This window comes from Butyribacter sp., from assembly GCF_056818865.1.
In genome coordinates this window covers 76514-88061 of record NZ_DBLYGC010000001.1, presented here as the reverse complement: position 1 = coordinate 88061, position 11548 = coordinate 76514, and the positions used below count along the sequence as shown (strand labels likewise).

The 11548-nt window shown below is 38.9% G+C and carries 13 protein-coding genes; 8 read left to right on the top strand and 5 right to left on the bottom strand.

Translation table 11 applies throughout. The features are described from left to right. The 4 genes from ACZLXV_RS00355 to ispE form a co-directional block, all read right to left on the bottom strand. Positions 1-996: an ABC transporter substrate-binding protein gene (locus ACZLXV_RS00355; RefSeq protein WP_022224253.1), complete on the bottom strand. Its 996-nt coding sequence runs from the start codon at positions 994-996 to the stop codon at positions 1-3. A 93-nt stretch (positions 997-1089) separates the two neighbouring features. Then, the gene (locus ACZLXV_RS00350) at positions 1090-1935 is read right to left on the bottom strand and encodes a YitT family protein (RefSeq protein ID WP_482382143.1); all 846 of its coding nucleotides are present in this window, start codon (positions 1933-1935) and stop codon (positions 1090-1092) included. Positions 1936-2074: 139 nt separating this feature from the next. Then, the gene (locus ACZLXV_RS00345) at positions 2075-2767 is read right to left on the bottom strand and encodes a hypothetical protein (RefSeq protein ID WP_482382142.1); all 693 of its coding nucleotides are present in this window, start codon (positions 2765-2767) and stop codon (positions 2075-2077) included. A gap of 214 nt (positions 2768-2981) precedes the next feature. Beyond that, positions 2982-3851 (bottom strand): 4-(cytidine 5'-diphospho)-2-C-methyl-D-erythritol kinase, encoded by an 870-nt coding sequence (gene ispE / locus ACZLXV_RS00340; protein ID WP_022224255.1) that lies wholly within the window; start codon positions 3849-3851, stop codon positions 2982-2984. A gap of 251 nt (positions 3852-4102) precedes the next feature. On the opposite strand from ispE, the gene ACZLXV_RS00335 reads away from it, so the two are divergent. The 8 genes from ACZLXV_RS00335 to atpC all read left to right on the top strand — a co-directional run bounded on the left by ACZLXV_RS00335 (position 4103) and on the right by atpC (position 10504). Then, complete coding sequence (locus ACZLXV_RS00335) at positions 4103-4795, top strand: F0F1 ATP synthase subunit A (protein WP_022224256.1); 693 nt, start codon at positions 4103-4105, stop codon at positions 4793-4795. Between the two features lie 71 nt (positions 4796-4866). After that, positions 4867-5097: an ATP synthase F0 subunit C gene (atpE, locus tag ACZLXV_RS00330; protein WP_022224257.1), complete on the top strand. Its 231-nt coding sequence runs from the start codon at positions 4867-4869 to the stop codon at positions 5095-5097. 121 nt (positions 5098-5218) lie between these two features. Next, positions 5219-5671: a F0F1 ATP synthase subunit B gene (atpF, locus tag ACZLXV_RS00325; RefSeq protein WP_482382141.1), complete on the top strand. Its 453-nt coding sequence runs from the start codon at positions 5219-5221 to the stop codon at positions 5669-5671. Continuing rightward, on the top strand, positions 5649-6167 hold the full coding sequence (gene atpH, locus ACZLXV_RS00320; protein ID WP_482382140.1) for an ATP synthase F1 subunit delta: 519 nt from the start codon (positions 5649-5651) through the stop codon (positions 6165-6167). Before atpF ends, atpH begins: the two co-directional genes overlap by 23 nt. After that, positions 6125-7672 carry a F0F1 ATP synthase subunit alpha gene (atpA, locus tag ACZLXV_RS00315; protein WP_482382139.1) on the top strand — a complete coding sequence of 516 codons (1548 nt, stop codon included), beginning with the start codon at positions 6125-6127 and terminating at the stop codon, positions 7670-7672. Before atpH ends, atpA begins: the two co-directional genes overlap by 43 nt. 16 nt (positions 7673-7688) lie before the next feature. Continuing rightward, a complete protein-coding gene (gene atpG / locus ACZLXV_RS00310) occupies positions 7689-8591 on the top strand; it encodes an ATP synthase F1 subunit gamma (protein WP_482382138.1) in 903 nt (300 codons plus the stop codon). 14 nt (positions 8592-8605) lie between these two features. After that, positions 8606-10003, top strand: a complete 1398-nt coding sequence (gene atpD / locus ACZLXV_RS00305; protein WP_367336404.1) for a F0F1 ATP synthase subunit beta — start codon at positions 8606-8608, stop codon at positions 10001-10003. An 87-nt stretch (positions 10004-10090) separates the two neighbouring features. Then, positions 10091-10504, top strand: a complete 414-nt coding sequence (gene atpC, locus ACZLXV_RS00300; RefSeq protein ID WP_367336405.1) for an ATP synthase F1 subunit epsilon — start codon at positions 10091-10093, stop codon at positions 10502-10504. 115 nt (positions 10505-10619) lie between these two features. Here the strand turns inward: atpC and ACZLXV_RS00295 are convergent, their stop codons facing one another. Beyond that, the gene (locus ACZLXV_RS00295; protein WP_022224263.1) at positions 10620-11501 is read right to left on the bottom strand and encodes a LysR family transcriptional regulator; all 882 of its coding nucleotides are present in this window, start codon (positions 11499-11501) and stop codon (positions 10620-10622) included. Between the last annotated feature and the right edge of the window lie 47 nt (positions 11502-11548).

Below are 11548 nucleotides of genomic sequence, written 5' to 3'. Positions count from 1 at the left end.
TTATTTGGCATCATTTATTTCAGTGTAGCCTTCAGGAATTTTAATTCCTAAAGTATCACAGTTTTCTTTATTGTAGAGTTTTGTAGGCTTTTTATCTGTCTCGATAGCCATTGTTCCGGGGTCAGCACCTTCTTTAAGGATTTTGTATGCCATCTCACCTGTCTGGTATCCGAGGTTGTAGTAGCTGATTGAAAGAGCGGCAACTCCGGCTGCACAGATTCCTTTTTCGCCTGCAAATACAGGAATTCCGGCAGGAACAACTACGTTTTTAACAGTTTCAATACTAGAAGCCATTGTGTTGTCTGTTGGAATATATATAGTATCAACTTCAGAACATGCTGTCTGAGTAACAGACTGGATTTCATTAGAATCTGATGCTGTGTATTCTTTGTATTCAATGTTATCTTTTTTGAGTTCTTCTTCCATAAGTTTAGCCTGATAAGCTGAGTTAGCCTCTGATGAACAGTAGAGAATACCTACTTTCTTTACATCAGGTTTAATGGTAAGAATCATATCTTCCTGTTCATCAATAGGAGCAAGGTCGGCAGTTCCGGTTACATTTGTACCGGAAGTTCCGTTCCAGTCTTTTATGTTGAGTGCTGTACCGTAATCAGTAACAGAAGTACCAACGATAGGAATTTCATTTGTTGCTGAAACAGCAGCCTGTAAAGCACCTGTTGCATTTGCCATGATGAGGTCTACACCGTTTGTAACAAAACCGTTACAGATAGTAGAACAGTTTGTAGATTCGCCCTGTGCATTCTGTTCATCAAATTCAACATTACCTTCACCGAGTTTGTCAGTGAGAGCTTTTTTAAATCCCTTTGTTGCAGCATCCAATGCTTCATGTTCAACGAGCTGGCATATACCGATTTTATAAGTTTTTTTGTCTGAACTTTCTGAGCCTGATTTTTCACTTGAGCTTCCACAGGCTGTAAGACTTGTCACTAATGCAGTAACAGTAAGTAATGATACTATTTTTTTTGATAATTTCATATGTGTCCTCCTTTTTGTTTGCAATGACTGTATTATAAGACATTGTGTTATCTAAAGTCAAATATAGTGTGGACATTTGACGCAGAGATTGCATTATTTTTTCGATGTTTTCTTGATGTGATTTCCTATTATTTCAGATACATCTGTTATTGAGACAAAAGCTGATGTATCAACAGAGTTTATTATATTGGTCAGTTCTCTTATTTCAAAGCGTGTCAGCACGCAGTAAAGTACAACTTTTTTACCGCTTACAAGACCTTCGCCTTCCATGATGGTTACTGTTCTTCCGAGATTTTGATATATCTTGTCGGATATTTCTTTGGCATCGTTGGTGATGATAGTAGCTGCTTTGGCTTGGTTTACACCGTTTTCAACGACATCGAGTACCTTTGATGTAATGAAATACGTCAAAAGGCTGTACATCGCTCTGTCAGGACCGAAAAGAATACCTGCCACGGAATATATTACAAGGTTCATTATAAGAACCATCTGTCCTACGGCAAGACCGAATTTTCTGTTCAGAATGATTGCTACGGTTTCGGTTCCGTCAAGGCATCCGCCAAATCTTATGATAATTCCGACTCCGACACCGAGGATAACGCCGCCATAGCATACGGCGAGGAATGTTTCTTCGGTTGCATTTGCCCATGGTGCAAATAATGATACAAAAAGTGAAAATATAATCATGCAGTATGCCGCTTTTATAATAAATATCTTGCCAAGTTTATGTAAGCCTATAAGCAGAAAAGGGATATTTAATATTATGGTCAGCATACTTAATGGCAGTTTTGTGAGATTGTTTATCATGATACCGATACCGATAATGCCTCCGTCGAGAATTGTGTTTGGTACAAGAAATTCTTCAATGGCGAAAGCCGCTATGACAGAACCGATAGATAGCATAAGAAACTCTGTTAAAATTTTTAATTTGTTTGTCATTTTACCCCTCTTTTAATGTGATAATAAAAAGGACAAAGATAATCTTTGTTACAGACACCTTTGCCCTTTGTGATTTAAAATATAGAAAATAATAATATTGCCGGCTGCACGCAGGCGTGAACAATAAAGTTATAACTGTTTACTGAATATCTGAATAATCTTTTGCTGTTGTTTTGCCGTTTTTCCAGTCATCCATCTTCTGTTTTGTAGCTTCGAGTGTATCTTTGCAGATATCAGGGAGTTCTTTGCCCCATGCAGAAGTTGCTCTGTCATAACCTTTCTGGATTGCAGCCATCATTTCATCGGCTTTTGAAGTATCGCCACCGGAAAGAGCGATAGCCATGCTTACAAGTCTGTCTGATGTTTTGTTTACGCCCCAGTAGCCGTCTTCAGAGATACTCTCCTGTGCGGCTTTGATAGTGTCAGGGTCTGCATTTTTTGCAGCTTCCTCAAATGTAGCTGAGAGATTAAGTCCTGAAACATCATCTTTTTTCATAAGGCTTGCAAGGTCAAAAGTACCCTTCTGTTTGTTCAAAAGTTTTTCTACAAGACTTTGCATAGATTCAAGGCGTGACTGCTGGTCTGCTTTTAACTTTGATATAATGGCATCCTTATTGTAAATCTGATTTGTGCTGTCATTTTTTGTGCTCTCGCTTTTGTCAAATACAACGCCATTATTTTTGGTGTCGTTGTCAGATGTTGTTTTGTCTGCGGAAGATGTATCTTTTGTTAAAGATGAAGCAACAGCCTCTTTCTGTTTTGTATCGTCAGTTTTTTTTGTATCAACTTTGCTGTATGTATTTAATGTTGATGAAATTGCGTCTAAACTCATAGTAAGAACCTCCTTTTTCTGATTGTGCGTTCATTCCATTGAAACAATATTTTCTAATAAGTATATCGTCAGTGCTGCTGATATTATTAGTGGTTTGTGCGTGTTTATGAATATAATAAAAAAGTTAATGCCATGGATTGTTCCGTTGCTATCTGTTTTTCACCGTGTACCATATTTATATAGGAAAGTTTACAAAATGTTCAATAATTTCGTGTTACATGGTTCGACACAATACTACGTCAAAACCGGGGTAATCAATTTTTGCTTTATCATATGCTTTTTTAGCTGTTTCCATATCTTCAAATATTCCAAATGTTGTCGGCCCGCTTCCACTCATCAGTGAACCGATAGCACCGTTTTCGAGAAGATAATGTTTAAGTTCATCTATAACAGGGTTTTCAGGAATGGTAACCGTCTCAAGTACATTTGAGAGTGAAGCGGCTATGTCTTTGACGGATTTTTTATCTATATATGAAATCATGGCTTTGTTGTCAGGATGATAATCAAGTTCTTCTAGGTTGAGATGTTTATATACATATGGGGTGCTTATCGAGATGTCAGGTTTGATAAGCAGTACCGGAACACATTGAAGCGGAGTGAGTGGTGTGAGTATTTCGCCTATTCCCTCGGCAAGCATAGTTCCTTTTTTTATGCAGAAAGGCACATCAGCACCGAGTTTAACTCCGATTTCGCAGAGTTTTTCAGTGTCAAGACCGATTTCACATAATTCGTTTATGCCGATGAGTGTTGCGGCACAGTCAGAGCTTCCTCCGGCAAGCCCTGCGGCGGCAGGAATGTTTTTTGTGAGATGTATCTTAAATCCGCCTTTTATTTCAAAAGTATCTTTCATGAGTTTTGCGGCTTTATATACTAAGTTTTTTTCTGACGGTATTTTGTCGGGAAGTTCTTTATTCATTGTAAAAATAATTTGTTCATCTGTTGTCTTTTCAAATGATAATTCGTCACATACATCTATACTCTGCATTATCATTGATAAAGTATGATACCCGTTTTCAAGTTTTCCTGTCACGTCAAGTGTAAGATTTATTTTTGCAGGCGCTTTTTTTGTAAAAATATTTTCCATAAATGCTCTCCTTTTAATCTAGAATTTTTCGTGTATTCATTGTCGTAAAATTAACAGATTAAACTTGCTCAATCCATTTAATTTCAATGTTTAAGCCAAGTTTATAAAAATTTAATACATGGTAATAATAGCATATTTTAACAAAATTTAATATGTCAAATTTGTATAACCGATATGTCAAAAATACTTTTTACATATCAGAATTGCTGTAGTTATAATAGCAGTCGAAAAAAGTGATGGAGGTGAATATTGTGGATACTCTGGTAGAGAGTCTGATGGAAGAACTGAACTGTGAAACAGTGTTTAAAATTCCGATATTCGGCGGCATACCTGTTTATGAGTCGGTAGTCGTTACATGGATTATTATGCTCGCAGTTCTTGTACTTTGTGTTCTGCTTGTCAAAAACCTGAGTATAGAAAATCCCAGTCGTAAACAGCTTGTTTTGGAAACAGCGGTAAGTGGATTGTACAACTTCTTTAAGGGTACAGTCGGTGAAAACGGTACTGCATACATACCGTATCTTGCATCGGTGGCTATTTATATAGGAATAGCAAACCTTATAGGTCTTTTGGGATTTAAACCACCGACAAAAGATATGAATGTCACCATAGCACTCGCATTGATGAGTATTATTCTGATTGAAGTTTCAGGTATTCGTCAGAAAGGTACTAAGGGATGGCTTAAAAGTTTTGCTGAACCAATGCCTATCATATTGCCAATAAATATATTGGAAATATTTATAAGGCCACTTTCATTGTGTATGCGACTATTTGGAAATGTACTTGGTTCATTCGTAGTCATGGAGCTTCTGAAACTTGTAGTTCCGGCAGTATTACCGGCGTTTTGCAGTATGTACTTTGATATATTTGACGGTCTTATACAGGCATATGTCTTTGTATTCTTAACTGCATTGTTTATAAAAGAGGCAACAGAGACGGACTAAGATTTTTGGAAAACAGAATACATATTAAAAAATTCAAGAGATTTAAAGAGAGAGAAAAGGAGATTAACATTATGTCAACAACATTATTAGTAGCAATCGGAGCAGGAATCGCAGTTTTAACAGGTATCGGAGCAGGTCTTGGAATCGGCAAGGCAACATCTTCAGCAGTAGACGCTATCGCAAGACAGCCTGAAGCATCAGGAAAAATCAGCAGCTCACTTCTTTTAGGTTGTGCCCTTGCAGAGGCAACAGCTATTTACGGTTTCGTTATCGCACTTCTTATTATCTTACTTTTGAAATAATAGACGGAGTTGAAAGTCAGGAAGATAATTGTTGATATAGACGAAGTTTTTTTAGTGGATTGTTAATTACTGTTCGCACAATAAGTGTGAACAGTAATGATTGTTGAAAGAAGGACAATATATGTTAAGTATAAACCCATGGAATATTTTATGGACAGTTGTAAACTTGCTTGTCATATATGCGATATTTAAAAAGTTCTTATTCCAGCCTGTTATGAATGTTATCAATGCGCGCGAGAAAATGATAAATGACCAGTTCGAGAGTGCAAAGAATGCAGAGGACGAGGCTGCTAAACTTAAAAAAGAATATCACGACAAGATTAAGACAGCAAAGACGGAGGCTGACCAGATATTAGCTGATGCTAAAGAGCGTGCTGACGAGGCTTATAATTCCCAAATGGAGGATATAAGAGTTGAGACAGAGCGTTTGAAAGAGAAAGCTAAGAGAGACATTGAGGCTCAGCATGAAAAAGCAATGCAGGCAACACAGGCTGAGATTGCAAAACTCGCCGTTGTCGCAGCAAGAAAAATTTTAGAGACAGGTGATAGCCGTGACGCAGACAGCAGTAAATAGTGCAAAGGTTTTGTACGATTTGTCGACAGACAAAGATGATATAAAAAATGCTGAAAATATTCTGTCACTTACTCCGGTTTTTAAAGAAGTTTTAGAATGTCCTATTGTAAGTTTGGACAAAAAGGAAAAAGTGGTAGATGAGATTTTTCAGAGAGCAAAACTTTCGTCCGTTGTGACAAACTTTGTAAAGGAAATGTGCAAAGTTGGTAATGCCTGCGAACTGAGTGATATTTTCAAGGCTTACTATGATTACTGGGATGAAAAAAATCATATTCTTCGTGCTGTAGTTACCAGTGCAAAGAAAATGTCGCAGGATGAAATCAAAGGTATTCGTGATGATTTGGAAAAGAAGTATCCGGGATATACCATTGAAATATCTGAAAAGGTGGATGATTCTTTACTCGGCGGATATGTGGTTAAGACAAAGATGGAAGAATATGATAAGAGTTTCACATGGCGGTTAAGCCAGCTGGAACGAAAAATGACTGGGAGGTGAATTTGTTGGGAGCTATTAGCGCAACAGATATCATATCTATAATTAAAAAAGAGATAGAAGATTTTGATTGGGACGATTCGGCAAGAGAGACCGGAGAGGTTATATGGGTCGGTGACGGAATCGCAACAATTTATGGTATAGACCATGCAATGTATGGTGAAATCGTAACTTTTGAAAACGGTGTCAAGGGAATGGTTCAGGATATAAGACAGAATGAAATCGGATGTATTCTTTTTGGCAGCGACCTCGGCATCAAAGAGGGAACAAAAGTTGTAAGAACAAAGAAAAAGGCAGGTATCCCTGTCGGAGATGCATTCCTCGGCAGAGTTGTAAATGCATTGGGTGAGCCTATCGACGGTGAGGGAGATATAAAGGAAGATGATTATTTCCCTGTTGAGCAGGAAGCACCAAGTATTGTAGACAGAAAATCGGTTGATACACCGCTTGAGACAGGTATTCTTTCGATTGACTCTATGTTCCCTATAGGAAGAGGACAGCGTGAGCTTATCATCGGTGACAGACAGACAGGTAAGACTTCAATTGCAACAGATACTATAATCAACCAGAGAGGCAAAGATGTTATCTGCGTATATGTCGCAATAGGACAGAAAGCTTCAACAGTTGCAAAGATTGTAAATACGTTAAAGAAACATGATGCAATGGATTATTCTATCGTAGTTTCATCTACTGCAAGTGATCCGGCATCATTACAGTATATCGCTCCATATGCAGGAACAGCACTTGCGGAGTATTTTATGCATAAGGGAAAAGATGTTTTGATAGTTTATGATGACCTTTCAAAACATGCGGTTGCATACAGAGCAATCTCACTTTTGCTTGAGCGTTCACCGGGACGAGAGGCTTATCCGGGTGATGTATTCTATCTTCATTCAAGACTTCTTGAGAGATCAAGCAGACTTAGTGATGAACTTGGCGGAGGTTCAATAACAGCGCTTCCGATTATTGAGACACAGGCAGGAGATGTATCGGCTTACATTCCTACAAACGTAATTTCTATCACAGACGGACAGATATTCCTTGAGAGTAATCTTTTCTTCTCGGGTATGCGTCCTGCCGTAAATGTCGGATTGTCAGTATCCCGTGTAGGTGGTGCGGCACAGACAAAGGCAATGAAGAAGGTTGCGGGAAGTATTCGTATCGACCTTGCACAGTACAGAGAGATGGAAGTGTTTACACAGTTTTCATCAGACCTTGACAGTGCAACAAAAGCGCAGCTTGACCATGGTGAAGCACTTATGGAGTTGCTTAAACAGCCGCTTTGCAGCCAGCTCAGCCTTCATGAGCAGGTTATCACGCTTTGTCTTGCAAATGCAGGCGTATTTGACAAAGCAGGAAAGAAGAATGTAAAGAAACTTCAGATGGATATTTTGGCAGAATTTGATACAAAACATCCTGAGATTGGTAGAGAGATAGATGATAAGAAAGTGATTTCTGACGAGATGATAAAGAAAATCGTTGAGTTAGGAAAGGAAATGTCTAAGTAGAACCGGAGGAGTATTTATGGCAAATATTAAAGAGATTCAGGATAGAATGCGAAGCATTCAGGACACATTAAAAATCACAAATGCCATGTATATGATTTCCACTTCTAAACTCAAGAAGTCAAAGAAAATGCTTGCCGACACAGAGCCGTATTTCTTTGCTTTGCAGTCAGAGATGAGTCGTATTTTGAGACATTTGCCTGAATTTGAAGATATATATTTTGAATCCGATTCATCTGTAGCCAAAAAACCTGAGGAAAAGCGGGTAGGTTATATTGTAGTTACGGCAGATAAGGGACTTGCCGGTTCTTACAACCACAATATCATGAAAGCAGCCTACGAGCATCTTCAGTCTCATCCGAACAACAAATTGTTTGTTCTAGGAGAACTTGGCAGACATTATTTTGAACAGCAGGGTGTACATATTGATAAACAGTTTCATTATACTGTTCAGAATCCTTCTCTTAACAGAGCAAGAAACATATCAGGAGAACTTTTAGAGCAGTACCATGAGGGTAAACTTGATGAGATATATATTATTTATACCGCCATGGTAAACGCCGTTGCAGAGGAAGTAGAGATAAAGCAGCTTCTTCCTCTTAAAAGAGCAGATTTTACTTCTCTGCATATTCCGGTAGATGCGCCGAGAGAGGAACTTGCACTTGTTCCATCAGCAGAAGCGGTTATGGACAGAATAGTTCCGGATTATCTGGTAGGTTTCGTATATGGTGCACTTGTCGAGGCATTTTCATGTGAGCAGAATGCACGAATGATGGCTATGGAAAATGCGACAAACAGTGCAAAGGATATGTTGCATGAATTGGATATTTTATATAATCGTGCCAGACAGGCAGCTATTACGCAGGAGATAACGGAAGTAATAGCGGGAGCGAAGGCACAGAAACGCAAAAAGAAGAGATAAATTGGGAGGCAGAGATGAATACAGGAAAAATCGTACAGGTTTCAGGACCTGTTGTGGATGTTGAATTTGAAAATGATGACCTGCCGGCAATCAGAGATGCATTGGAAGTAATGAATGGCGATAAAAAATGCGTTATGGAAGTTGCACAGCACATAGGAAATCACATTGTACGCTGTATCATGCTGGCAGCCAGTGAAGGTCTTTGCAGGGATATGGAAGTTGTTGCAACAGGAAGCGGAATTAAAGTTCCAGTTGGTGAAGATACTCTTGGTCGTCTTTTTAATGTACTTGGACAGACGATTGACGGAGATAAACAGCCTGAGGGCGAGGCTAATTGGGAGATTCACAGAGAACCGCCTACATTTGAGGAACAAAATCCTGCTGAGCAGATACTTGAGACAGGTATCAAGGTAATAGACCTTCTCGCACCATATGCAAAAGGTGGAAAAATCGGTCTTTTCGGTGGTGCCGGTGTAGGTAAGACAGTACTTATTCAGGAGCTTATCAGAAATATTGCTACTGAGCACGGCGGATATTCAATATTTACCGGTGTCGGTGAGCGTTCGCGTGAGGGTAATGACCTCTGGACTGAGATGAGAGAATCAGGTGTTCTTAAAAAGACTGCCTTAGTGTTCGGTCAGATGAATGAGCCACCTGGAGCACGTATGCGTGTTGCTGAGACAGGACTTACAATGGCTGAGTATTTCAGAGATGAAAAACAGAAAGATGTGCTTTTATTCATTGATAACATTTTCCGTTTTACACAGGCAGGTTCAGAGGTATCAGCACTTCTTGGTCGTATGCCTTCAGCCGTAGGTTATCAGCCAACACTTGCAACTGAGATGGGTGAACTTCAGGAAAGAATCGCATCAACAAAGAACGGTTCCGTAACATCAGTACAGGCGGTATATGTACCTGCCGATGACCTTACAGACCCGGCACCTGCAACAACATTTGCACATCTTGATGCGACAACAGTATTGTCAAGAAAGATTGTAGAGCAAGGTATTTATCCGGCGGTTGATCCTCTTGAGTCATCATCAAGAATACTTGAAGCTGATATAGTAGGCGAGGAACATTACAATGTAGCCAGAGAGGTTCAGGGAATTTTGCAGAAGTACAAAGAATTGCAGGATATCATCGCAATTCTCGGTATGGAAGAACTTGCAGACGAGGATAAAACAGTAGTATTCAGAGCAAGAAAGATACAGAAATTCCTTTCACAGCCATTCCATGTAGCTGAGAACTTTACAGGCATTAAAGGTGTTTATGTACCAATTGAAGAGACAATCCGTGGATTTAAGGCAATTCTTTCCGGAGAGATGGATGAGTACCCGGAAAATGCTTTCTTCAATGTCGGAACAATTGATGATGTCCGCAAGAAAGCAGAAACTATGAAGGACGCAGAGTAAACAGAAGTATTAAGTTACTGTTCATTTGTATGCCGGACACTTTCTGTCAGGCTGTGCATAAATGACTATAACCGGAAATGAGGGAATATGGCTAATTCGTTTTATTTAAAAGTTATATCTGCAAACAGAATATTTTTCTCAGGAAGATGCGAATCTATAGTAGTACCTGAATTTGACGGAGAAAAAGAAATTCTTGCTCATCATGAAAACATGGTAATTGCCATTAACCGTGGTGATATGCGTTTTAAACCGGAAGGTGAGAATGAGTGGCAGGAAGCTGTTGTGGGAATGGGACTTGTTGAGATAATGAATAACCGTGTAACTTTGCTTGTAGAAACAGCAGAGCGTCCGGAGGAAATAGATATAGCCAGAGCTCAAGAGGCGAAGGAGAGAGCGGAAGAGCAGATGCGCCAGAAGCAGAGTATTCATGAATACTATCATTCTAGAGCTTCTCTTGCAAGAGCAATGGCTCGTATCAAGGCAGCAAGTGCCAAAAGATAATAAATAGGTGGACAAAATAACATAAATATGAATAAATAAAAAGAGATGTTATCCTGAACAATGATATGATTGCATTGAGGGAGACATCTCTTTTTTAGTCATGAACTGTCCAGATTTAATTTTCAACAAGCATATTTATCAGTTTTGATACGGCGATACTTGTACCACGGCTCATATCCTGAATAAGACATATCTCTCTTTCAGGTTCATGTTCAATAAGCGGTATCTGAAGAATATCACCGGTTTCAATGAAAGGTCTTGCAAGTTCCTCAGGGCAGAAACCGATTCCAAGATTGTGTTTTACCATTGGAATTATTTGGTCTGTAGTTGCAGCTTCGATATCGGGTGTAAATTTAAGATGATTGTCAAAAAAGTATTGGTGATGTGAGTCGTGGGTAGCGGTTCCGTCAGTAAGTGAAATAAACGGGATATTTAAAAGGTCGTGCAGGCTTTGTCTTTTTTGTGCGATTTCATTAAAATCTCTACCGCAGATGAGCACTTCTTTAAAAGGGTAAAGAGTAGTCATATGCAGTGGTTTTTTATATTCAACAGGAGTTGTGATAACAGCAAAATCAACAAGACCTTTTTCGAGAGCCGAAACTGCCTGTGGCGCAGAATGATTTGAAATCCTAAGTCTTACATGAGGGTATTGCTTGTGGAATTTTTCCAGTTTGGGCAGTAGATAAAGTCTTAATGCAGTTTCGCTGACACCGATTGAAACCATACCCGTTTCGAGACTTTTGTTTCGTATAAGTTCGTTTTCGCCTGTAGTGAGCTGAGCCATCGCAACAGCCACATGGTCATAAAGCTGTTTTCCTTCAGGAGTGAGTTTGACTCCTTTATGGGAGCGGATAAGTAATTTACATCCGAGTTCACTCTCAAGTATATTCATATATCGTGTAATATTTGGCTGGTTATTATTTAAAGCTTCAGCGGCTTTTGAAAAACTTTTGTATCTTGCAACATAAAAGAAAATTCTATAGTAATCTAAAGTCATATAATACCTCGTTTTTTGTAGTACAATCGTATTTAATATCTTACTTA

Excerpts from the sequence above, each read along its gene's own strand:
- ACZLXV_RS00355 (WP_022224253.1), bottom strand. The coding sequence starts at position 996 with ATGAAATTATCAAAAAAAATAGTATCATTACTTACTGTTACTGCATTA.
- ACZLXV_RS00350 (WP_482382143.1), bottom strand. The coding sequence starts at position 1,935 with ATGACAAACAAATTAAAAATTTTAACAGAGTTTCTTATGCTATCTATC.
- ACZLXV_RS00345 (WP_482382142.1), bottom strand. The coding sequence starts at position 2,767 with ATGAGTTTAGACGCAATTTCATCAACATTAAATACATACAGCAAAGTT.
- ispE (WP_022224255.1), bottom strand. The coding sequence starts at position 3,851 with ATGGAAAATATTTTTACAAAAAAAGCGCCTGCAAAAATAAATCTTACA.
- atpE (WP_022224257.1), top strand. The coding sequence starts at position 4,867 with ATGTCAACAACATTATTAGTAGCAATCGGAGCAGGAATCGCAGTTTTA.
- atpF (WP_482382141.1), top strand. The coding sequence starts at position 5,219 with ATGTTAAGTATAAACCCATGGAATATTTTATGGACAGTTGTAAACTTG.
- atpA (WP_482382139.1), top strand. The coding sequence starts at position 6,125 with ATGGCGGTTAAGCCAGCTGGAACGAAAAATGACTGGGAGGTGAATTTG.
- atpG (WP_482382138.1), top strand. The coding sequence starts at position 7,689 with ATGGCAAATATTAAAGAGATTCAGGATAGAATGCGAAGCATTCAGGAC.
- atpD (WP_367336404.1), top strand. The coding sequence starts at position 8,606 with ATGAATACAGGAAAAATCGTACAGGTTTCAGGACCTGTTGTGGATGTT.
- atpC (WP_367336405.1), top strand. The coding sequence starts at position 10,091 with ATGGCTAATTCGTTTTATTTAAAAGTTATATCTGCAAACAGAATATTT.
- ACZLXV_RS00295 (WP_022224263.1), bottom strand. The coding sequence starts at position 11,501 with ATGACTTTAGATTACTATAGAATTTTCTTTTATGTTGCAAGATACAAA.